The sequence below is a fragment of the Enterobacter cloacae complex sp. HYC033_NIDB genome (genome assembly GCF_056673335.1).
This window is the reverse complement of sequence record NZ_CP115123.1, coordinates 999,564-1,020,572: the sequence shown is the minus strand read 5'-3', so window position 1 is coordinate 1,020,572 and position 21,009 is coordinate 999,564. Positions and strand designations below refer to the sequence as shown.

Annotated in this window: 20 protein-coding genes; 10 read left to right on the top strand and 10 right to left on the bottom strand. The window is 55.9% G+C overall.

Annotation, left to right across the window (positions count from 1 at the left end):
• Positions 1-3: 3 nt before the first annotated feature.
• From eptB to O1721_RS04860, 3 genes are all read right to left on the bottom strand, one after another.
• Positions 4-1,698: a kdo(2)-lipid A phosphoethanolamine 7''-transferase gene (gene eptB, locus O1721_RS04870; RefSeq protein WP_017383570.1), complete on the bottom strand. Its 1,695-nt coding sequence runs from the start codon at positions 1,696-1,698 to the stop codon at positions 4-6.
• A gap of 238 nt (positions 1,699-1,936) precedes the next feature.
• A complete protein-coding gene (locus tag O1721_RS04865; protein WP_015569982.1) occupies positions 1,937-3,139 on the bottom strand; it encodes an L-lactate MFS transporter in 1,203 nt (400 codons plus the stop codon).
• A 238-nt stretch (positions 3,140-3,377) separates the two neighbouring features.
• Positions 3,378-3,920, bottom strand: a complete 543-nt coding sequence (locus O1721_RS04860; protein ID WP_032646846.1) for a lipase — start codon at positions 3,918-3,920, stop codon at positions 3,378-3,380.
• A gap of 160 nt (positions 3,921-4,080) precedes the next feature.
• On the opposite strand from O1721_RS04860, the gene tag reads away from it, so the two are divergent.
• The gene (gene tag / locus O1721_RS04855; RefSeq protein WP_017383572.1) at positions 4,081-4,662 is read left to right on the top strand and encodes a DNA-3-methyladenine glycosylase I; all 582 of its coding nucleotides are present in this window, start codon (positions 4,081-4,083) and stop codon (positions 4,660-4,662) included.
• Positions 4,640-5,080 carry an N-acetyltransferase gene (locus O1721_RS04850; protein WP_032646843.1) on the top strand — a complete coding sequence of 147 codons (441 nt, stop codon included), beginning with the start codon at positions 4,640-4,642 and terminating at the stop codon, positions 5,078-5,080. Before tag ends, O1721_RS04850 begins: the two co-directional genes overlap by 23 nt.
• Here the strand turns inward: O1721_RS04850 and O1721_RS04845 are convergent.
• A complete protein-coding gene (locus O1721_RS04845; RefSeq protein WP_045324790.1) occupies positions 5,049-7,418 on the bottom strand; it encodes a molybdopterin guanine dinucleotide-containing S/N-oxide reductase in 2,370 nt (789 codons plus the stop codon). The two genes, O1721_RS04850 and O1721_RS04845, sit on opposite strands and share 32 nt — an antisense overlap.
• Before the next feature lie 122 nt (positions 7,419-7,540).
• Here O1721_RS04845 and O1721_RS04840 point away from each other — a divergent pair, with 122 nt between their 5' ends.
• The 6 genes from O1721_RS04840 to ghrB all read left to right on the top strand — a co-directional run bounded on the left by O1721_RS04840 (position 7,541) and on the right by ghrB (position 13,594).
• Positions 7,541-8,203, top strand: coding sequence for an OmpA family lipoprotein (locus O1721_RS04840; RefSeq protein WP_032646838.1), 663 nt, complete (start codon positions 7,541-7,543; stop codon positions 8,201-8,203).
• A gap of 180 nt (positions 8,204-8,383) precedes the next feature.
• On the top strand, positions 8,384-9,400 hold the full coding sequence (locus O1721_RS04835; protein WP_015569988.1) for a LacI family DNA-binding transcriptional regulator: 1,017 nt from the start codon (positions 8,384-8,386) through the stop codon (positions 9,398-9,400).
• A 102-nt stretch (positions 9,401-9,502) separates the two neighbouring features.
• Complete coding sequence (locus O1721_RS04830; RefSeq protein WP_032646836.1) at positions 9,503-10,252, top strand: sugar phosphate isomerase/epimerase family protein; 750 nt, start codon at positions 9,503-9,505, stop codon at positions 10,250-10,252.
• Between the two features lie 3 nt (positions 10,253-10,255).
• Positions 10,256-11,194 carry a sugar kinase gene (locus O1721_RS04825; protein ID WP_032646834.1) on the top strand — a complete coding sequence of 313 codons (939 nt, stop codon included), beginning with the start codon at positions 10,256-10,258 and terminating at the stop codon, positions 11,192-11,194.
• Between the two features lie 117 nt (positions 11,195-11,311).
• On the top strand, positions 11,312-12,592 hold the full coding sequence (locus O1721_RS04820) for an MFS transporter (RefSeq protein WP_001089079.1): 1,281 nt from the start codon (positions 11,312-11,314) through the stop codon (positions 12,590-12,592).
• 27 nt (positions 12,593-12,619) lie between these two features.
• The gene (gene ghrB / locus O1721_RS04815) at positions 12,620-13,594 is read left to right on the top strand and encodes a glyoxylate/hydroxypyruvate reductase GhrB (RefSeq protein ID WP_032646831.1); all 975 of its coding nucleotides are present in this window, start codon (positions 12,620-12,622) and stop codon (positions 13,592-13,594) included.
• A 58-nt stretch (positions 13,595-13,652) separates the two neighbouring features.
• Here the strand turns inward: ghrB and cspE are convergent, their stop codons facing one another.
• Together cspE and O1721_RS04805 are read right to left on the bottom strand one after the other, a co-directional pair.
• Positions 13,653-13,865 carry a transcription antiterminator/RNA stability regulator CspE gene (gene cspE, locus O1721_RS04810; RefSeq protein WP_003860775.1) on the bottom strand — a complete coding sequence of 71 codons (213 nt, stop codon included), beginning with the start codon at positions 13,863-13,865 and terminating at the stop codon, positions 13,653-13,655.
• 244 nt (positions 13,866-14,109) lie between these two features.
• Positions 14,110-14,820, bottom strand: a complete 711-nt coding sequence (locus tag O1721_RS04805; protein ID WP_017383576.1) for a DUF3053 domain-containing protein — start codon at positions 14,818-14,820, stop codon at positions 14,110-14,112.
• Positions 14,821-15,150: 330 nt separating this feature from the next.
• Between O1721_RS04805 and O1721_RS04800 the strand changes: the two genes are divergently transcribed.
• Positions 15,151-15,438, top strand: coding sequence for an HTH-type transcriptional regulator (locus O1721_RS04800; RefSeq protein ID WP_003860776.1), 288 nt, complete (start codon positions 15,151-15,153; stop codon positions 15,436-15,438).
• A gap of 38 nt (positions 15,439-15,476) precedes the next feature.
• Here the strand turns inward: O1721_RS04800 and O1721_RS04795 are convergent, their stop codons facing one another.
• From O1721_RS04795 to ubiD, 3 genes are all read right to left on the bottom strand, one after another.
• Positions 15,477-17,096 carry an ABC-F family ATP-binding cassette domain-containing protein gene (locus O1721_RS04795; protein WP_032646826.1) on the bottom strand — a complete coding sequence of 540 codons (1,620 nt, stop codon included), beginning with the start codon at positions 17,094-17,096 and terminating at the stop codon, positions 15,477-15,479.
• Between the two features lie 216 nt (positions 17,097-17,312).
• Positions 17,313-18,014, bottom strand: coding sequence for an NAD(P)H-flavin reductase (fre, locus tag O1721_RS04790; RefSeq protein ID WP_003860778.1), 702 nt, complete (start codon positions 18,012-18,014; stop codon positions 17,313-17,315).
• 39 nt (positions 18,015-18,053) lie between these two features.
• The gene (gene ubiD / locus O1721_RS04785; protein ID WP_017383578.1) at positions 18,054-19,550 is read right to left on the bottom strand and encodes a 4-hydroxy-3-polyprenylbenzoate decarboxylase; all 1,497 of its coding nucleotides are present in this window, start codon (positions 19,548-19,550) and stop codon (positions 18,054-18,056) included.
• A gap of 169 nt (positions 19,551-19,719) precedes the next feature.
• On the opposite strand from ubiD, the gene rfaH reads away from it, so the two are divergent.
• Positions 19,720-20,211: a transcription/translation regulatory transformer protein RfaH gene (rfaH, locus tag O1721_RS04780; protein ID WP_003860779.1), complete on the top strand. Its 492-nt coding sequence runs from the start codon at positions 19,720-19,722 to the stop codon at positions 20,209-20,211.
• Here the strand turns inward: rfaH and tatD are convergent.
• Positions 20,208-20,990 (bottom strand): 3'-5' ssDNA/RNA exonuclease TatD, encoded by a 783-nt coding sequence (gene tatD / locus O1721_RS04775; protein ID WP_032646824.1) that lies wholly within the window; start codon positions 20,988-20,990, stop codon positions 20,208-20,210. The genes rfaH and tatD overlap by 4 nt on opposite strands.
• Between the last annotated feature and the right edge of the window lie 19 nt (positions 20,991-21,009).

Below are 21,009 nucleotides of genomic sequence, written 5' to 3'. Positions count from 1 at the left end.
CAGCTACTGCGCGGCTTTTGTGGTGTTATCAGGGAGTTTACACCAGTTGTTGTTTTCGTTAATCCCACCGTTCGGTGAGGTATAGCCGAGACAACCCATAATGGTGTCGTACAGCTCAACGTGACGGCGCGGTACCTTGATCTCTGCCTGCTGTTTCAGATGGGCAAACATTTTGGCTTTGTCCGGGTTTTCCAGGTACTTATCCGACATCCACATGATCATCGGCACGCGGAACTGCTCAGGCGGGGCCAGCTTACGCGGCGTGCCGTGTAAATGCTCTTTCTCGTTGATGGACTCGCCGTGGTCGGCCGCGTAAATCACAATCGCTTTCTTATCGCGAAGCTGGTCGATCACCCGGCTGAGGAAGGTATCCACATACAGAATCGAGTTATCATAGGCATTGATCAGCTCCTGCTTGCTACAGTTCTTGTTAATGCCGACGCACTCAGGCGTCCATTTGGCGAAATCGCGCGTGTAACGCTGATAGTAGCTGTAGTGTGAACCTTTGGTATGCAGAACAATAAGGTGCTTACCCTGCGGATGGTTTTTCAGCGACTGTTCCATCTCAGAGAGCAGCAGCATATCATCAACGTTCTTTCCGCGGTTACGCGGCTCGGCGCCAATCTGCTCGCGGTAGGCGATGTTATCCGCCATGGTGTTGGTGTAGAACCACATCTCACTTTGCATGGCGAACAGATCGGAGCTAAATCCAAGCTGCTTCAGAACAGCAAACACGTTTTGCTCTTTGAGAGTGCGCTGAGGATTATCACTCGCACCGCCCTCACGAACAAACATACAGCGCAACGAGAGCTTCGTGGCGGTATCGCAGGAGTAGCCGCGGTATGCCACCAGGTTCTTTTCCTGCGCCAGTTTCGGGGTGGTATCGCGGTCATAACCGAGAATACCCATATGATCCCAGCGCGTCGTTTCGCCGATAACGAAGACCACGTAAGTATCATCCAGTCCGTCAGCCGGAGCCTGGTAGGTGAACTTTTTGGTCGGGTTAATCAGCGATTTCACATCGCTGGATTCGTCCGCCTGAGCCCAGGCATAGAGACCTAACGCCGACAGCCAGTTAGACGGCAGATACGAGTTAGCCACCACGCCGCCGTAGCTTGGCATATCTACGCCTGTCGCTTTTTCGATCCGCTTTTGCTGTTTTTCCATCAGGCGAATAGGCGCCCATACCAGCAGACCCGCCAGAAGAACGACGGCGACGTTGCGGATGCGTTGCCCACGGGTACGCAGCTGGCGTAACAGGGTATAGCGACAGGTATTACTCCAGATAAAGAAGAGCGGGATCAGGCAGGTCAAAATCGTCCACATGATGAACCCTTGCCCCACCACCTCTTTCGAGAGGTCGATGTCCGTGGTCATCACCGAGGCCACAATACCGTAGCCAATGACCACATTCATGAATGTCATGTAATAGCTTGCGGCGGCAGAGATAATCACCACCAGCGAGGCCAGAACCTGCCATGTACGTCTGCCAAAAAGCGAGAGCAGACGTAGCAGGAAGAAGGTTGCCAGAATTGAGCCAAACACTTCAATCGCGGCGAAAATCCCGTTTCTTACGGTGAGGTGTTCAAAATAACCTTCCACTCTTCTGAACAGCACCGCGCCATTCAGAAACAAACCGATATAGACAGCCAGCATCAGACACAATCTTTGCTGGGTAAGAGACCTGATATATTTCATGCAAACAACCCTGGGGGAAGGGGTATAAAGACCCGCCGAATCTCATTGAGAAAGCAGACAGAGTAAGTAGGTGCGAGATAAACCGTTATCAGAAACGTCTACAAGCGCGATAAGTAGACCACAGCGAGGAAGAAAAGTGGCAGCAGAGAATGTGAATCGATGAAAATTTTTACAAAATAACAAGTCCGGAAGTGATATTGCGATAAAAAAAGAGGCCCTGCGGCCCCTTTTTATCGAATCATGCATGCGCTTCTTTATAGACCTCGCGTTGCGGCTGACGAATCGTGGTGGACAGCGCCAGTGAAATAATCAGCAAGGCAAATATCACGCAGAATGTCACGTAGAAGCCACCAAACAGCGAGGCAATCAGCGATCCGCAAATACTGCCGATACCGAAGCCGAGATAAATCACACCGTAGTTTTTCGCCAGATTGTTCAGCCCGAAGAACTCGCTCACCAGCGACGGGAAGACGGTAATGGTACCGCCAAAGTTAAAGGCTACGCAGGCTATCGCCGCAAAGAATGTCGCTTCGTTCAGCGGTGCAAACAGCAGCGCCGCCATGCCCACCAGAGAGATGACCTGCCCCAGCGTAATCACGCGGATGCGGGCGATTTTGTCAGACAGGATACCGAGCACCAGACGACCCGAGAGGTTAGCGATGGAGATGACCGTTACCGCGTTCGCCGCCGTCGCCGCGTCCAGTTTTACCATCCCTTGCGCGATATCTTTCGCCACACCGATGACATACAGACCGCTCATGCAGGCCGTCAGGAACATCACCGCCAGCATCCAGTACTGCGGTTTACGCATGGACTGTGCGAGGGTGAAATCATTCTCCACCACACCGTTAACGGTTTTCACTTCCTGCTGCGGCGCGTCTTTCATCAGCGTTGCGCCGAAGAGGATCATCACCAGCACAATCACGCCCCAGATCATAAAGGTTTTCTCAAGCCCCACCGAGGCCAGCAGATGCGCATCGATGAATTTGAAGCCAAGGCTGCCCAGGCCATATGAACCAATGGCAAACGCGGAGATAAGCCCTTTACGCTCCGGGAACCACTTCACGCAGTTAGACAGCGTCAGCAGGTAACCTGCGCCGTCCGCCAGCCCCACCAGCACCCCGGCGCTCAGCCACAGCATCATCAGGTTGTCGGAATATGCCGTCAGGAAGAAGCCCACGCCCAGCAAGATCCCGGAGGCCATGGTTACACGCTTCACGCCGAAGCGCTCCTGAAGTTTGCCCGCCACGGAAGAGGAAATTGCTAACCCAAGACTCAGCAAGCCGAAGGAGAACGCCACCTGGCTTATCGGCGCGCCGATCTTATCAGACAGGGCGCTGTTAAACAGGCTCCAGGTATAGACCGATCCCAGTGCGAACTGGGTAACGATGGTGCCGAATAGCGTCAGCCAACGCGTGCGGTTATAAGTTGATGTGTTCATGGCAGTGTCCTGCAAGATAAATTAAGGAAATTCGCTGAGGACACGATAAACAAAACCCCATAACGCCAGGGGTAAAACGGCATGAAATGCAGGAGAAACGGAATGAAATGCCTGGAAGCGGGAATGAATGACCTTGCCGGAGAAGAAAAAGGTCAAAGGTGAGCGATCACTATCGCTACAGTCCTCGCCGTTATTGTATTAAATATGTTACCGCAGCGTTTAAAAAAGTGACAACCCTTTAAAATTTGGCGCTCAATCCCAGCGTATATAAATATTCTTCTTCAGTTTGCTGGTTATAGCTGATCTTCGCCCAGGGGTGTAAATCACCATACTGCGTATCGACACGCCACCCCAATGAGTTCACGCTGGCATGCCAGAGTGGATCGGTAAGCGACTGCGTGGTGGTTGTATCCTCAAACGCATTCACTGGTGCGGAGGGAGCGCCATCAGTGCGCCACGCCATTACGGGCCCGGTGGTGAAATGTCCCGCCACGGGAAAATTCCAGCCAACGCTCAGAACGGTTTCCGCATCCGAAGCGGAGGGATCGTTCAGGGTAAACCCCGCAGCATTCTGCGTGCGGTTAATACGCTCCGCGAGAATATCTTCATAACGAGGTTGGTGATCGGCGTCCCATGTATAGCGTTCCATCGTATTACTTTGAGTATCTGAAACGATATATTCCTGTTGCCACGCAAAAGCGGTGTTACAAAAAAGCAGGCAGACTGAAACACCCACCAGGCCAGAAGCAGCATGGCGACCACTGATTTTTTTTATCATCATCAAAGCGACTCCAGAAAGAGCCGAGTTCGGCGATATATGTCATTGTTCGAAGAGGTATTAGGGCGTATAGCCCTGTATTAACTATTGTCTCTTTAGCAGACACGTCAAGCCGGGCAGATTGAAATTTTTGCGTTTACCGTATCAGGAAGGGAGATGACCTATGCAACGTTGCGGCTGGGTAAGCCAGGATCAGCTTTATATCGATTATCACGACAAGGAATGGGGCGTACCGGAAACCGACGGTAAAAAACTGTTTGAAATGATTTGCCTTGAAGGCCAGCAGGCCGGACTGTCGTGGATCACCGTTCTGAAAAAGCGTGAGAACTATCGCAAAGCCTTCCACCAGTTCGATCCGGCTGCGGTTGCCGCCATGACCGACGACGACGTGGAAAGGCTGGTTCTGGATACCGGTATCATCCGCCATCGCGGTAAAATTCAGGCCATTATTGGTAACGCGCGTGCTTATCTGGCGATGGAGCAAAACGGCGAACCCTTCTCAGCATTCGTCTGGTCGTTTGTGGATAACGAGCCGAAGGTGACGCAGGCCGCCACGCTTGCAGAGATCCCAACGTCGACCCCCGCCTCAGATGCCCTGTCGAAAGCGCTGAAAAAACGCGGCTTTAAGTTTGTGGGCACCACCATCTGTTACTCCTTTATGCAGGCCTGCGGGCTGGTCAATGACCACATTACGGGCTGCTTCTGCCATCCGGAGGGCCACCATGATCCGCAAATGGCAAAGTGAGGACACCGCTCCGCTTTTGAGTCTGTGGCTGGAGAGCACCACCGAGGCGCATCCGTTTATCGACGCAAGTTACTGGCAAGCGAATGAAGCGGTAGTGCGGGATGAATACCTTCCCGCCGCCGAGACCTGGGTCTGGGAGGAAAGCGGTACCCTGTGCGGTTTTATCAGCGTCATGCAGTTCCAGTTCGTGGGGGCGTTGTTTATCGCCCCGGCGTTCATCGGAAAGGGGATCGGGCGTGCGCTGCTGAACCACGTTCAGCAGCACTATCCGTATTTAACTCTGGAGGTGTATCAGAAAAACGTGCGGGCGGTGAATTTCTATCATGCTCAGGGTTTTCGCATCGAAGACAGCGCCTGGCAGGATGATACCCAACACCCGACGTGGATCATGAGCTGGCAGGCGGATCAAACGCCGTAAGGGTAAGCGCCGGCCCCTCATATTTCTCCACCCATGCCAGCGCCGTATTCCCCGCGCAGCCATTCCCCAGCTTCGAGCTGGGGAGATCTTTGGTCAGCACGTTTACGGCGCCGTTCTTACAAATACCGCCCTCGTCCAGCGCCAGATCCGGCCATGCGCCCTGATGAATGCAGAAAACGCCAGGGCGGATCCCGTCACTCACCACGGCGCCTGCCAGCACCTGCCCGCGCGCGTTCCAGACCCGAACGAGGTCGCCGTGGTTAATCCCCCGCGCCTTTGCGTCATCGCTGTTCAGCGCAATCGGCTCACGACCCGCCACCGCATACTGCTCGCGCAAAGCCGAATAGTTGAGCTGGCTGTGCAGACGATGGGCGGGATGGGCAGACAGCAGCTGAAGCTGCCCCGGCTGCGCATTGCCATGCCATTCGTCCGGCTCCAGCCACGCCGGATGTGGCGGACAGTCCGCGTAGCCAAAGCTGGCGATGCGTTCGCTGTAGATCACAATCTTCCCGCTTTCGGTTTTTAACGGATGATTCTCCGGATCGCGACGGAAGTCAGCAAAGCGCACAAACCGCGCATTCTGCTCGCTTTCCGGCATTTCGAAGAGTTGATTCGCCTCCCAGAACTCAGCGAATGGCGGCAGCGTCACGCCCTGCGCAGCCCCACGCTGGCTGGCAATCTGGTAAAACGTTTCCAGCCATTGCAGATCGGTTTTGCCCTCGGTGAAACGCTCCCGACCGCCCGCTTCCCACATTTCACTCAGGTCGGCAAAGACATCAAAATCATCCCGCGCTTCATCCCGGGGAGCCACGACGCGCTTCATCGGCACCATATGCTGATTACTGTAATCCCCCGTCATGGTGAGATCGTTACGCTCGAACGAGGTCGTGGCGGGCAAAACGATATCAGCATGTTTCGCTGACGCGGTCCAGAAGCACTCCGAGATCACCACCAGCTCCGGTTTCTGCCAGGCGCGGATCAGGCGGTTAGTATCCTGGTGATGGGTGAAGTTGGCCCCACCCGCCCACCAGACAAACTTAATATCCGGGAAATGCCGATCCTGGCCGTTGTGCTGATAAAACCCGCCAGGGTTCTCCAGGGCTTCAACAATGCGTGCCACCGGAATTTTATCTACCGCGTCCACGCCACCCTGCACCGAGCCCTGCATGGAGGCCAGCACCGCCGCTTTTCGCGTCGGGTTGCCGCCGTTAGCAAAGTGATAGGAAAGCCCAAAACCGCCGCCGGGTGTGCCAATCTGCCCGAGCATCGCGGCGAGCGTCACCAGCATCCAGTGCTTCTGCTCGCCAAACTGCTGGCGCTGCATCCCCCAGCCGGACATGAGCATCGTGACACGGCTATGGAATAACGTCGCCAGTTCGCGGATTTTAACGGCATCAACGCCGCAAATCGCCGCAGCCCACTCTGCGGTTTTGGCGATACCGTCGGTTTGTCCCGTCAGGTAGTCGGCAAATTTATCGAAGCCCGTGGTGCAGCGCGCCAGAAATTCCGTATCGTGCCAGCCGTTCTCCACCAGGGTGTGGGCGATGCCCAGCATCATCGCCACGTCGGTGCCCATATGCGGCGCGATCCACTCGGCGCTGTCGCCGAAGAAATCCAGCGTTTCAGAACGCATCGGATCGATACAGATGATGCGCTTGCCGCTTTTGCGCAGCGCATCAAAGTAGGAAACGCCCTGCTCGTCGGACGCATTCCAGGCAATTTTCAGGGTATTGAGCGGGTTGGCGCTCCAGAGCACCACCACCTCCGCATGCTCCAGCACCAGCGGCCAGCTGGTCTGCTGCTGATAAACCTCATTCCCGCCCACGACATACGGCATGATTGCCTGCGCCGCGCCGGTCGAGTAATCGCCCAGATGGCCGGTGTATCCTCCGGCCAGGCTCATATAGCGTTGCAGCAGGGTTGCGGCCTTATGCAGCACGCCGTTCGAGCGCCAGCCATAGGAGCCGGCAAAAATGGACGACGGGCCATAGCTGTCGCGAATGCGTTTATGCTGGGTATGGATCAACGCCAGCGCGTCGTCCCAGCTCACGCGTACGAACTCATCCTGCCCACGAGTACCCTGCGGCTTATCCGGTGACGCCAGAAAGCCTTTACGCACCATCGGCCAGCGGACGCGGGTTTTACTGTGTACCTGATCGCGAACGACGGTCTGTAAAGAGTTGAGATGGCGCGAAGGCAAAGCCCCGCGAGACGACAGCACAGTGTCGCCATCGGTTTCGACCAGCATCGGCCCCCAGTGGGCGGCGGTCAGAATGGTTTTTGTTGAGGTGCTCAAAGCGTGCGCTCCTGGTTGCGTGCAGGTGTTTCGGCCTTTCATTGAGGCAGTTTATCGTTTGTGACAAATTTCAGAGTTATACACTGAATTTTCTCCGTATCCGGACGTCATAATCCACTGCCACGTCCATCGTGGCAAAGAATAAAAAGGATTAAGGAAATAAGATGAAAAAACGCGTACTCGTTATTGCCGCTCTGGTGAGCGGCGCACTGGCTGTTTCTGGCTGCACAACCAACCCTTACACCGGTGAACGCGAAGCGGGCAAATCCGGCATTGGCGCGGGTATTGGTTCCCTGGTGGGCGCTGGCGTTGGCGCACTCTCCTCCTCCAAGAAAGATCGCGGCAAAGGTGCGCTGATTGGCGCAGCGGCAGGCGCAGCCCTGGGCGGCGGCGTGGGTTATTACATGGACGTGCAGGAAGCAAAACTGCGTGACAAAATGAAAGGTACGGGCGTGAGCGTGACGCGCAGCGGTGACAACATCATCCTGAACATGCCAAACAAAGTGACCTTTGACAGCAGCAGCGCGACGCTGAAACCCGCAGGCGCAAACACCCTGACCGGCGTGGCCGCGGTGCTGAAAGAGTACAATAAAACTGCCGTGAACGTGATTGGCTACACCGACAGCACCGGCAGCCAGGATCTGAACATGCGTCTGTCCCAGCAGCGCGCCGATTCCGTGGCCAGCTCGCTGATCGCCCAGGGCGTAGAAGCGAACCGCATCCGCACCAGCGGCATGGGTCCGGCTAACCCGATCGCCAGCAACAGCACGGCGGAAGGCAAAGCGCAGAACCGCCGCGTTGAGATTACGTTAAGCCCGGTGCAGTAGGTAAAAGCAAAACGGCAACCCCGTTGCCGTTTTTAGTGTTTGCGCCCTCTCCCGTGGGAGAGGGTTGGGGTGAAGGCATCAGACCGCAACCTCCGGTAAGCGAAGCCGCCACCCGGCAAATAGCTTGATTCGCCAGATTTTCCCGCTAAGGTATTCTCACTAAATTCAGGGAAATCAGCGATGATCAAACCAACCCGGGCCACCATCAGCGACGTGGCGAAAGCCGCCAAAACCGGAAAAACCAGCATTTCACGCTACCTCAACGGCGAGAAACACCTGCTTTCCGATGCGCTGCTGGCGCGAATCGAACAGGCCATTGCCGATCTCGACTACCGTCCCAGCCTGATGGCGCGCGGTCTCAAGCGGGGTCGCACTCGTCTGATTGGCCTTATCATCGCCGATATCACCAACCCCTATTCCGTTAACGTCCTCAGCGGCATCGAAGCGGCGTGCCGTGAGAAAGGCTTTACCCCGCTGGTCTGTAACACCAATAACGAGGTTGATCAGGAGCTGCATTATCTCGATCTGCTGCGCAGCTATCAGGTGGAAGGGATTGTGGTGAATGCCGTCGGGATGCGCGAAGAGGGGCTAAATCGCCTGCAACAATCGTCGCTGCCAATGGTGCTTATTGACCGCAAAATCCCGGAATTTGCCTGCGATGTGGTCGGGCTGGATAACACCCAGGCGGCCACCACCGCCACCGAGCATCTGATTGAACAGGGCTTCGAAGCCATTCTGTTCCTGAGCGAACCGCTGGGCATGGTTAATACCCGCCGCGACCGCCTGGCTGCATTTCGTGCCACGCTGGCGCGATATCCCGGCGTGATCGCCGAGAATGCCGAAATCCCCCTGCATGAAGCCGGGCAGCTGGATAATACCCTGCGCCAGTTCCATACCCGCCATCGGGGAATGCGCAAAGCGGTGATCTCCGCGAACGGGGCGCTGACGCTTCAGGTTGCCCGCTCGCTTAAACGCATTGGCCTGCACTGGGGCAGCGACATCGGCTTACTCGGCTTTGATGAACTGGAGTGGGCAGAACTTGCTGGCGTAGGCATCACCACCCTCAAACAACCCACCTGGCAGATCGGCTATGCCGCGGTTGAACAAGTGGTTCGCCGCATTGAAGGCACCCGCGACGCCGTACGCGAGCAGGTTTTTTCCGGCGAGCTGATCGTTCGCGGCTCTACTGCCCGTTAATTTCCCCTTCGTGACAGCGATCATAAATTCAGCATCCCGATCTTTTCTTTGGAACCGGTTCCATCTAGCGTAATACTATCGATTACGCTCTGGAGTCAGGAAATGAGCAGGAAAATTATGGTGGTCACCGCCGCATATGGTGCGGATCAGGTGCGACAGGCAGGCGGTCAACGGGCAATGCTTCCCGTTATTGCCGGCGCGGGAGCTGATGGCGTTGAAATCCGCCGCGAGCTCTTCAGCAACGACGAGTTAATGGCCCTGCCTGCGCTCGGCGAGTCCATTGAACTGCTGGGTTTACTGGCGTGCTACTCCGCCCCGGCCCCCCTGTTTATGCCCGATGGCACCCTCAACACGGATCTCCCGCGCTACCTTAGCGAAGCCAGCGCCCTGAACGCGCTGTGGCTTAAAGTCTCGCTGGGTCATTTCAGCGACAAACAGCCGCTTGAAGCCCTGCGCACACTGCTGGATGAAAGCGGCATGACGCTGGTGGTGGAAAACGACCAGACCGACTGCGGGCAGCTCGCGCCGATGCAGCGCTTCAAAGCCGCCTGCCGGGTAATGGCGCTGCCGGTCACGCTGACGTTCGATATGGGCAACTGGCTGTGGGTTGGCGACTCCCCGGAAGAGGCTGCACGTCAGCTGGCTCCCGCCGTGAGCTATATTCATGTAAAGGCCGCAGTCCCACATAAGGCGCAGTTCCGCGCCGTCGCACCGGATCAGACCGATTCTCGCTGGCGGGATCTGCTTAATCAACTCCCTGCCGATGCGCCACGCGGTATCGAATTTCCGCTGGAAGGGACGGATCTCACCGCCGTCACCCGCCATTACGTCAACCTGCTGCGCGAGGAGTAAACCATGCACAAGACGCTGGATGTCATCACCATTGGCGAGGCCATGGCGATGTTTGTCGCCACCGAAACGGGCGAGCTGAGCGCAGTGGAGCACTTCATTAAACGCGTGGCAGGTGCCGAGCTGAATGTTGCTACCGGCCTTGCGCGGCTGGGGCTGAATGTCGGCTGGGTAAGCCGCGTGGGAAATGACAGCTTTGGCCATTTTGTTCTCGACTCGCTGAAAAAAGAGGGCATTGATGCCGCAGGCGTGACCCTCGACGGACGCTTCCCGACGGGCTTTCAGCTGAAATCTAAAGCTGAAAATGGAACCGATCCCATCGTGGAGTATTTCCGCAAAGGCTCAGCGGCAAGCCATCTCTCCGTGGATGATTATCACGCCGCGTATTTCTCCTCCGCGCGCCACCTGCACCTGAGCGGCGTGGCGGCGGCGCTCTCGGCCAGCTCGTACGATTTACTGGATCACGCGGCTTCGGCAATGAAAGCACAGGGCAAAACGATCTCTTTCGATCCTAACCTGCGCCCGGTGCTGTGGAAAAGCGAAGCGGAGATGGCTGAGAAACTCAACCGACTGGCGTTTCAGGCGGACTGGGTTCTGCCTGGCATAAAAGAGGGAATGATCCTTACTGGCGAAAGCACGCCCGAAGGCATTGCCGATTTTTACCTCAACAAAGGGGTAAAAGCCGTGGTGCTGAAAACCGGTGCCGACGGCGCATGGTTTAAAACTGCCGACGGCGAGCAAGGTGCCGTCGCTGCGGTAAAAGTCGACAACGTGGTCGATACCGTGGGCGCGGGCGATGGGTTTGCCGTCGGAGTCATCAGCGCTCTGCTGGAGGGCAAACCGCTGTCGCAGGCCGTGGCGCGAGGCAACAAAATTGGTTCGCTGGCGATTCAGGTGCAGGGTGACAGCGAAGGATTACCAACACGAGCAGAGCTCGGCGTCTAAATTCCCTCTCCCTGTGGGAGAGGGCCAGGGTGAGGGCAGCAATCCGCACCAGATAATTAAGCCACCGTGTACCCTACAGACAACGGCGGCAACAACCTCAACAACAGAGGCAAGCCTATGAACAGTTCGACCAATGCAGTAAAACGCTGGTGGTACATCATGCCAATCGTGTTTATCACGTACAGCCTGGCGTACCTGGATCGTGCCAACTTCAGTTTCGCATCCGCCGCCGGGATCAACGAAGACCTCGGGATCACCAAAGGGGTCTCCTCCCTGCTGGGTGCCCTCTTCTTCCTGGGTTATTTCTTCTTCCAGATCCCCGGCGCGATTTACGCTGAACGCCGCAGCGTGCGAAAGCTCATTTTCATCTGCCTGATCTTATGGGGTGCCTGTGCGTCGCTTACTGGCGTGGTGAATAACATTCCTGCTCTGGCGGCTATTCGCTTTATTCTCGGCGTGGTTGAGGCGGCCGTCATGCCAGCAATGCTGATTTACATCAGCAACTGGTTCACAAAATCTGAGCGTTCACGTGCTAATACGTTCCTGATACTCGGTAACCCGGTCACCGTGTTGTGGATGTCGGTGGTTTCCGGCTACCTGATCCAGTCCTTCGGCTGGCGCGAGATGTTCATCATCGAAGGGGTTCCCGCGATTATCTGGGCCTTCTGCTGGTGGGTGCTGGTGAAAGATAAGCCAGCCCAGGCAAAATGGCTTTCAGAGGACGAAAAAGCCGCACTCCAGGCGCAGCTGGATAAAGAGCAGCAGGGGCTGAAAGCGGTGCGTAACTACGGTGAAGCCTTCCGCTCCCGGAACGTTATTCTGCTGTGCGCACAGTATTTTACCTGGAGTATTGGCGTGTACGGCTTTGTGCTGTGGCTACCGTCGATTATCCGCAGCGGCGGTGAAAACCTTGGCATGGTGGAAGTGGGCTGGCTGTCATCGGTGCCTTACCTGGCTGCGACCATCGCGATGATTATCGTCTCCTGGGCATCGGACAAGCTGCAAAACCGTAAGCTGTTCGTCTGGCCACTGCTGCTGATCGCTGCTTTTGCCTTTATTGGCTCCTGGGCCGTAGGCGCGAACCACTTCTGGGCTTCGTATACGCTGCTGGTGATTGCGGGTGCGGCCATGTATGCCCCGTATGGTCCGTTCTTTGCCATCATCCCGGAAATGCTGCCGCGTAACGTCGCTGGGGGCGCGATGGCGTTGATCAACAGTATGGGCGCGCTGGGTTCGTTCTTTGGCTCGTGGTTTGTGGGCTATCTGAACGGCGCCACTGGCAGCCCATCGGCCTCTTACATCTTTATGGGGGTGGCGCTTTTTGCCTCGGTATGGCTTACTCTGATTGTTAAGCCTGCTAATAATCAACAGCTACCCGTCGGCGCACGCCACGCCTGAATCCTTTTAAAATCAACGGAGATTAGCATGAAGCCGTCCGTCATTTTGTACAAAGCACTGCCTGAAGACCTGCAAAAACGCCTGGAGGAACACTTTACCGTTACCCGGGTCAAGAACCTCAGCCCGGAAACCGTGGCACAGCACGCCGACGCGTTTGCCAGCGCCGAGGGCCTGCTGGGTTCGAGCGAAAAGGTGGATGCAGCGCTGCTGGAGAAAATGCCGAAGCTTCGTGCTACCTCAACCGTTTCGGTGGGATACGACAATTTCGACGTGGATGCGCTAAACGCGCGCAACATCCTGCTGATGCACACGCCGCATGCCCTGACAGAGACCGTCGCCGACACGCTGATGGCGCTGGTGCTCAGTACCGCGCGTCGCGTGGTGGAAGTGGCCGAGCGCGTGAAAGCGGGCGAATGGACGAAAAGCATTGGCCCGGACTGGTTCGGCGTGGACGTTCATGGCAAAACGCTGGGGATTGTTGGGATGGGCCGCATCGGTCTGGCGCTGGCACAGCGCGCGCATTTCGGCTTCAGCATGCCCATTCTGTATAACGCACGCCGTCACCACACTGAAGCCGAAGAACGTTTCAATGCCCGCTACTGCGAGCTTGATACGCTGTTGCGGGAAGCCGACTTTGTCTGCCTGATCCTGCCGCTGACGGATGAAACGCGTCATCTCATCGGCAAAGCGGCGTTTGAAAAGATGAAGAAATCGGCCATTTTCATCAACGCGGGTCGTGGTCCGGTGGTCGATGAGAAGGCGCTGATTGAGGCACTGCAAAACGGTGAGATCCACGCCGCTGGTCTGGACGTGTTTGAACAGGAGCCGCTGCCGGTGGATTCTCCGCTACTGACCATGCCGAACGTCGTCACCCTGCCACACATCGGCTCTGCCACTCATGAAACACGCTACAATATGGCGGCGACCGCCGTGGATAACCTGATTGCCGCGCTCGGCGGTAAAGTGGATAAGAACTGCGTTAACCCACAGATACAACAGTAGAAACGAAAAAACCCGCCAGAAGGCGGGTTTTTGAATTTTGTGCTACTGGGTTGGAAGCTTACAGGCTTACAACGTTACCAGCTGCTGGGCCTTTAGCGCCGCTTTCGATGGTGAAGGAAACTTTCTGACCTTCATCCAGAGATTTGTAGCCATCGTTCTGGATAGCAGAGAAGTGTACGAACACGTCTTTAGAACCATCGTCAGGAGTGATGAAGCCGAAACCTTTATCAGCGTTGAACCATTTTACCAGACCAGTCATTTTAGCAGACATAGAAATTACCTTATTAACAAATATATTGTGCCTTCCGGCTTGATGGATTGCGTTACAGATTTTTAAGCGATGAAGGAAGGGTCACTACGAAGGGTATCTATGGATAACAATCTGGACTGCTTTACTAAACTGCTTTAGGTCTGTGTAACAAACCGACGAACATAGTTATACCGATGTGGTAGATGAATGACAAGCGTTATTTTCATCAAGCATAAAAAAAACCCCGCCGAAGCGGGGGTTTTTCTTATTCCGTAGCAGCGACCGCTGCGCTCCAGGCCTGGCTAAAGGCCTGATGCTGGGACGCGAGCGGCCCGATCAGCGCGTTGTACTGGCTCGCCTGCTGGGAGGTCGGGAACTGGATACCGTTAGAGACGAAGCTCACCTGCGTACCTTGTTCACTGATAAAGTCACCCACCTGAACCAGCTGCTGAGTAAAGACCTGCGCCGCCGGGATCAGCGGTTGCAAGGCGTTTGACGGCTTGGTCACGACTTTCTCATACACCTGGTCATAGACCGGTTTGAGATCCTCGCCCTGCTTCAACGCGGAACGCGACGCATCAGCCTGCATTTTGGCATTTTGCAGCTGCTGGCTCAGTACCCCAAGCGCGCCATTTGACTGGCGCAGCGGTTCGCGCTGGGTCATATAATCCTGTGGAACGCGGATGGCATTCACGCTATCCACTACCGGGCGAATACCGGAATCCATCGCCTGGCTTACCTGCTGTGAATAGCCATACAGAATGGCGTAATCCGACACGAATGGACCAAACTGTTTTTTCTGATCCGCAGTCAGCGTTGGTAAACGCTCGCCGCTACGCATCACTGTATTCTGTAGAAAATCGATAAACGCTTTGCGCTGATCGCCTTCTTTATCGAAACACCCACTCAGGCTAACAACCATCAACAACGCCGCAATAGGCGCAAACCAGCGAGAGCAGGACTTTCCTGTCGCCATTTTATTACTCCTTTCACCCAAAAAGCGCACACCGGCACACGCGTGCCCAACGCTGACAAGGATAGTCCAGGTCAGCCTTGCAAGATAGAGTTTTCATGCAAAACGGGTATTCCCGTTTTTGTACTGACTATTTACAAAAAAATACCTGTGCATACCTACATATGACTAATCAGGTAATTAGCATAACTATCCATATAGCTGAAACGCGTAAAGCGATCGTTATCGCACAATTAATCACAGCCGTGACGATCCTGTGTCTGGTTTAGGGACTATTCTTAACAGGCTCTCTGATGTTCATGATCCCGATGTGTGATTTATGAGGAGTTCTCAATGGAATTAAAAGATCCTGAGTTTGAGCTGCTGAGCAGCCTGGAACAGATTATTTTTAAAGATGTACCGCCGACGGTTACCCTGAATCAAAAGTCCAATCCTTTTAGTGAATTTGAGCGTTTACGCAAAGGATCGGGCCTGAAAACAGATGAATTCGCAAGAGCGATGGGTGTCAGCGTAGCGATGGTGCTGGAGTGGGAGTCAAAACGTGAAAAACCAACCCCAGCCGAGCTAAAGCTGATGCGCCTGATCCAGGCAAACCCTGACCTTCGCAAGCAGTTAGCCTGATAAAGTTTGTTTGCCCCCGCCCTTGCGGGGGCTTGTGTTTACAGGCTTTCACATCGCCATCCCGTCTCTTCCCATACCAGTTCATGCGTCAACTTCAGCCCTGCCAGAAAGGCTTCATCATGCGACACCACCAGCAGCGCGCCGGGGTAATCGGCTAAGGCCGCTTCTATAGCCTGAACAGAGGCCAGATCAAGATGGTTGGTCGGCTCATCCAGAAGCAACAGCTGCGTTGCCGCTTCACGCCACAATACGCAGGCCAGCGCGGCCTTCAGGCGCTCGCCGCCACTCAGTTCGGCCAGTGGTAGTGCCACTTTCTCTGCGCCCAGCTGAAGCTGCGCTAAACGGGTACGCAGCTCCCCTTCTTCGAGCGGCGTATTGCCCAGGCTAAGGTGAGTCATCACCGACTGCGACAGATCCAGCCGGGAAAGATGCTGATCGAGATAAGCACACCTGACGGAGACCTTACAGGTTCCCGTGACAGGGGCGGTTTCGCCCAACATCACTTTCAACAGCGTGGATTTTCCACAGCCGTTCGGCCCGCGTAGCGCCACGCGCATCGGGCCATCCATTCGCCAGTTTATCGGGGAGACAGGCACGTACGGAACCACCAGTTCTTCCAGCACCAGCACCTGTTTTCCTTCCGGGATTTCACTGCCCGGCAGGGTAAACATCACCGCGTTCTCCTCTTCAACCCGCTCGCGTGCCTGGTTGACCGCAGCGTTCAGAGCATAATTTTGATCGCTATGCTGTTTTTTCCAGGAACCAATACGCTCTTTCGCCGCCCCTTTGTATTTGACCCGTTCAAACGAGGCGATGTTAAGGCTGTCGACCGTGCGAAGCGTTTTGGCTGAACGCCGCAGGCTGTCGTCATGCTCTTTATGCATACGGGCGCGGGTACGCTTGCGTTCGGTGGCAGCATGCTCCAGCGCGGCGCGGGCAGCCAGCTGCTCAGCATCACGCTGGGTTCGATAGTCAGCATAATTCCCCCCGTAGCTGCGCAAGCCCAACGCGCTCAGTTCAAGGATACGCGGTACCTGGGCCAGCAACTCACGGTCGTGAGAGGCCACCAGTACCCCGCCCTGATACCGGGAAAGCTGCTCGTAGAACCACACGCGGCCTTGCCTGTCGAGGTGGTTGGTCGGTTCGTCCAGCAGCAGGTAATCAGCATCTGCGGTGAATGCGCTGCACAGCAAAGCACGAATGCGCTCGCCGCCGCTCAGTTCTGCCGCGCGTTTATTCGGGTCAAAAGGGGGAAGTTTTGCAGCGATAAAAGCCTGGCTCAGCCGTTCAGCCAGATCCCAGTAACCGTCGAGCGTGTCGAGATCGTCGGGTTCATAATGACCGCTGTCGATGCGCGTGCGCGCCGCAAAGATCGCGTCGTAACCAAGCAGTCCGGCAAGCGTGGTATCCGCAGAAATATCCTGCTGTTGCGCCACATAGACGTGTGTACCAAAGCGCTCAATATGACCGCTGGCGGGTTCATCAACCCCTGCCAGCAGCCGCAGCAGCCGTGTTTTGCCGCTGCCGTTGCGGCCAACCAGCGCGCACACTGACGCATCCAGAGAAAGATTCAGTGGACCAAAAAGGATATCGCCCGTCGCAAACTGACAGGTGACCTGATGCAAAATAAAAGAGGGGGACTGCGCAAAATGAGCCATAAGCACTCCTGAATGAAATCAAAACATCCCCTGCCGACGCGGTGCGTTGAGCAAGGATCGAAATTCATCAGTCGTGTTTGTTCATTTTTGGGGGGCGCTCCTGAGGGCGAAATTTAACGGGAACAAGAATAACGGCATTGCGCCGCTCATTTCAAGGTTAAATTTTCACCAGGCTATTGCCCGAGCATAAAAAACCCGCCGAAGCGGGTCTCTCAATCAGATAAACGCAAACGCATCGCCAAACAGACGATCTTCCCGCGCGTCACGCTCGTTGCAGAACAGGTCGCGGGCAATTTTTGCCATTTCAAAGCGACCGGCAATGTAGATATCGTGCCCGGCCAGCGTCCCGTGATCCTGCAATACCGCAGTCAGCACCGTACCGCTGCGCCCGCGCCAGCCCTCTTCCGGCTGCTCGACAACCGGCTCGATGCGCAGGTTTGGATGATTTACGCTCAGCGCTTCCAGCTCAGACAGATCGTAAAGATGCTTCTCTTCACGGCCGCCCCAGTAGATGGTGATATCGCGATTCGGGTTGCGCGCCAGCGCGGTCAGCAGAATAGAGCGGACATATGAGAAGCCCGTGCCACCGGCAATCAGGATCAGCGGACGGTCTTCGTCTTCACGCAGCCAGGCCTCGCCGTGAGGAATATCGACCACGATTTCACGCTCTTTCAGGATGCGGTCCATCACGGCCATCGCGTACAGGTTAAGCTCAGACGCACCAATATGCAGCTCAATAAATTCCTTCTCTGCTGGCGTTGAGGCCATAGAGAAAGGACGCTTATCACGCTCGTCCATCACGACCATCAGGTACTGACCGGCACGGAATGAGAAGGCCGCTTCAGGAACCAAACGGACGCGATATACGGTGTCGGTAATAGCATCTACCGACGTCACTTTACAGCTTAAGGTTGTCATTCGCTCTCTCTGTCGGGAAGTCTATAGGGCTAAACGGTCTTATTCTGCCTTACCGTTATTCATTATGGCCAGCTCGTCCCAGATCGCGTCAATTCGCGCGGTCACGGCAGGATCTTTTTTGATCGGGCGACCCCATTCACGGTCGGTTTCGCCAGGCCATTTGTTCGTGGCATCCAGTCCCATTTTTGAGCCAAGGCCGGAAACCGGCGAGGCAAAGTCCAGGTAATCAATCGGCGTGTTTTCCACTAACACCGTATCACGCGCCGGATCCATACGCGTGGTGATGGCCCAGATGACGTCATTCCAGTCGCGGGCATTGACGTCATCATCGCAGACAATCACAAACTTGGTATACATAAACTGGCGCAGGAAAGACCATACGCCCATCATCACGCGCTTAGCGTGACCGGCATACTGCTTCTTCATCGTCACCACCGCCAGGCGATACGAACACCCTTCCGGCGGCAGATAAAAATCAACAATTTCCGGGAACTGCTTTTGCAGGATCGGCACGAACACTTCGTTCAGCGCCACGCCAAGCACCGCCGGTTCATCCGGTGGACGGCCGGTATAGGTGGAGTGATAGATGGCATCTTCACGCTGGGTAATGTGGGTGACGGTGAACACCGGGAAGTTATCCACTTCGTTGTAATAGCCGGTGTGGTCGCCGTACGGCCCTTCGGGCGCCAGCTCGCCCTGTTCAATGTAACCTTCCAGCACAATCTCTGCGCTGGCCGGTACTTCCAGGTCATTGGAGATGCACTTCACCACTTCGGTTTTGGTGCCGCGCAGCAGCCCTGCAAAGGCATATTCAGACAGCGTATCAGGAACAGGCGTCACCGCGCCCAGAATGGTTGCCGGATCGGCACCCAGCGCGACGGAAACCGGGAAGCGTTCGCCCGGATGGGCCGCGCACCACTCCTGGAAATCCAGCGCCCCACCGCGATGGGACAACCAGCGCATGATGAGCTTGTTCTTGCCAATCAGCTGCTGGCGATAAATGCCGAGGTTTTGACGCTCTTTATGCGGCCCACGCGTCACGGTGAGGCCCCAGGTGATCAGCGGTGCGGCATCGTCAGGCCAGCACTGCATGATGGGAATTTTGGTCAGATCCACCGCATCGCCTTCCAGCACTTTTTGCTGGCACGGCGCACCGCGCAGGCGTTTGGTGGGCATGTTCAGCACCTGCTTAAACTGCGGCAGCTTGTCGAACAGGTCGCGGAACCCTTTTGGCGGCTCCGGCTCTTTAAGAAAGGCCAGCAGTTTGCCCACTTCACGTAACGCCGTGACATCTTCCTGTCCCATCCCCAGCGCCACGCGGCGAGGTGTGCCAAACAGGTTGCACAGCACCGGCATGGCGTAGCCTTTTGGGTTTTCAAACAGCAACGCCGGGCCGCCCGCGCGCAGGGTGCGGTCAGCGATTTCTGTCATTTCCAGATACGGATCAACAGGAAGCGTAATGCGTTTGAGTTCGCCCTGCTTTTCCAGCAGCGCCAGGAAGTCGCGTAGATCGTGGTATTTCATGCAGTTAATCATGGCCTCTCTGTAAGCGCTTCATTATACGGCGTAAGACCGCGTGATGCTGTAATTTTGTTAAATTAGCGTGAACTTCCACGACTTACTCTCTTTTTCGCCATTATAATCACCTTAGCGATCCCGCCAGGGTTTTGGTATGCTTGCGCCCCGAACAATGGGAAGAGTGATTATGCAGGCCTGGTATTTACTGTATTGCAAACGCGGGCAACTTCAGCGCGCGCAGGAACATCTTGAACGTCAGTCTGTTAACTGCCTGACACCCGTGATCACGCTTGAAAAAATGCAGCGTGGAAGACGCACGACCGTCAGTGAGCCTCTGTTCCCGAACTATCTGTTCGTCGAGTTCGACCCCGAAGTGATCCACACCACGACGATCAGCGCCACGCGCGGCGTCAGCCATTTTGTGCGTTTTGGCGCCCATCCGGCAAGAGTACCGTCATCGGTTATTCATCAGCTTTCTGTCTACCAGCAGCCTGAAGATATTACCGATCCGGAAACCCCTTATGCCGGCGACAGCGTGGTGATCACCGAAGGCGCCTTTGAAGGGTTACAGGCCATCTTCGCTGAGCCGGACGGTGAAGCGCGCTCCATGCTGCTGCTCAACCTGCTGAACAAAGAGGTGTTGCAGAGCGTTAAAAACACCGATTTCCGCAAAGTTTAGAACTGCACGCCGAACAGACGACGCACGTTATCATCGGTTTGTGCTGCCAGCCACTGCGCATCTTCTCCGCGCCAGTGCGCCACTCGCTCAGCAATATGCCCCAGGTAGGCCGGTTCATTACGTCGTGATGGCGGTTTGGGCTGCATATCCCGGGGCAACAGATACGGCGCATCCGTTTCCAGCAGCAAACGATCGGCCGGGATAACGGGTAACAGCTCACGCAGCTCCAGCCCACGACGCTCATCGCAGACCCAGCCCGTGATACCCAAATACAGCCCGCGGTTCAGGCAGTCCAGCGCTTCCTGACGGGAGCCCGTAAAGCAGTGCAACACCGCGCCCGGCAGTTTCTCCAGCCAGGGTTCCAGAAGCGCCATAAAACGTTCATGCGCATCGCGACAGTGCATAAACACCGGCATCTCCAGCTCTGCTGCCAGCGCGAGCTGGGCGGTAAATGCCTTCTCCTGCTCTTCAGGCGTCGAAAAGTTACGGTTGAAATCAAGCCCGCATTCGCCAATGGCAGCCACTTCTGGCGTTTGTGCCAGACGATGAAGCGTCTCAGCGCTTTCATGCGTCCACTGGCTGCTGTCATGAGGATGCACGCCTGCGGTGGACCAGCAGTGTTGATAGCGTTGCGCCAGCTGCCGTGCCTGCTCACTCTCATGCAGATTCGTTCCCGTCAGTAGCAGCCCACCCACGCCGGCGGCAAAGGCGCGCGCCACCACCTCATCGTGGTCTTTCGCAAACTGGGCGCTGGTCAGGTTAAGCCCGATATCAAACATACGTATCCCCATATGACAA

Excerpts from the sequence above, each read along its gene's own strand:
- eptB (WP_017383570.1), bottom strand. The coding sequence starts at position 1,698 with ATGAAATATATCAGGTCTCTTACCCAGCAAAGATTGTGTCTGATGCTG.
- O1721_RS04865 (WP_015569982.1), bottom strand. The coding sequence starts at position 3,139 with ATGAACACATCAACTTATAACCGCACGCGTTGGCTGACGCTATTCGGC.
- O1721_RS04860 (WP_032646846.1), bottom strand. The coding sequence starts at position 3,920 with ATGATGATAAAAAAAATCAGTGGTCGCCATGCTGCTTCTGGCCTGGTG.
- tag (WP_017383572.1), top strand. The coding sequence starts at position 4,081 with ATGCAACGTTGCGGCTGGGTAAGCCAGGATCAGCTTTATATCGATTAT.
- O1721_RS04850 (WP_032646843.1), top strand. The coding sequence starts at position 4,640 with ATGATCCGCAAATGGCAAAGTGAGGACACCGCTCCGCTTTTGAGTCTG.
- O1721_RS04845 (WP_045324790.1), bottom strand. The coding sequence starts at position 7,418 with ATGAAAGGCCGAAACACCTGCACGCAACCAGGAGCGCACGCTTTGAGC.
- O1721_RS04840 (WP_032646838.1), top strand. The coding sequence starts at position 7,541 with ATGAAAAAACGCGTACTCGTTATTGCCGCTCTGGTGAGCGGCGCACTG.
- O1721_RS04835 (WP_015569988.1), top strand. The coding sequence starts at position 8,384 with ATGATCAAACCAACCCGGGCCACCATCAGCGACGTGGCGAAAGCCGCC.
- O1721_RS04830 (WP_032646836.1), top strand. The coding sequence starts at position 9,503 with ATGAGCAGGAAAATTATGGTGGTCACCGCCGCATATGGTGCGGATCAG.
- O1721_RS04825 (WP_032646834.1), top strand. The coding sequence starts at position 10,256 with ATGCACAAGACGCTGGATGTCATCACCATTGGCGAGGCCATGGCGATG.
- O1721_RS04820 (WP_001089079.1), top strand. The coding sequence starts at position 11,312 with ATGAACAGTTCGACCAATGCAGTAAAACGCTGGTGGTACATCATGCCA.
- ghrB (WP_032646831.1), top strand. The coding sequence starts at position 12,620 with ATGAAGCCGTCCGTCATTTTGTACAAAGCACTGCCTGAAGACCTGCAA.
- cspE (WP_003860775.1), bottom strand. The coding sequence starts at position 13,865 with ATGTCTGCTAAAATGACTGGTCTGGTAAAATGGTTCAACGCTGATAAA.
- O1721_RS04805 (WP_017383576.1), bottom strand. The coding sequence starts at position 14,820 with ATGGCGACAGGAAAGTCCTGCTCTCGCTGGTTTGCGCCTATTGCGGCG.
- O1721_RS04800 (WP_003860776.1), top strand. The coding sequence starts at position 15,151 with ATGGAATTAAAAGATCCTGAGTTTGAGCTGCTGAGCAGCCTGGAACAG.
- O1721_RS04795 (WP_032646826.1), bottom strand. The coding sequence starts at position 17,096 with ATGGCTCATTTTGCGCAGTCCCCCTCTTTTATTTTGCATCAGGTCACC.
- fre (WP_003860778.1), bottom strand. The coding sequence starts at position 18,014 with ATGACAACCTTAAGCTGTAAAGTGACGTCGGTAGATGCTATTACCGAC.
- ubiD (WP_017383578.1), bottom strand. The coding sequence starts at position 19,550 with ATGATTAACTGCATGAAATACCACGATCTACGCGACTTCCTGGCGCTG.
- rfaH (WP_003860779.1), top strand. The coding sequence starts at position 19,720 with ATGCAGGCCTGGTATTTACTGTATTGCAAACGCGGGCAACTTCAGCGC.
- tatD (WP_032646824.1), bottom strand. The coding sequence starts at position 20,990 with ATGTTTGATATCGGGCTTAACCTGACCAGCGCCCAGTTTGCGAAAGAC.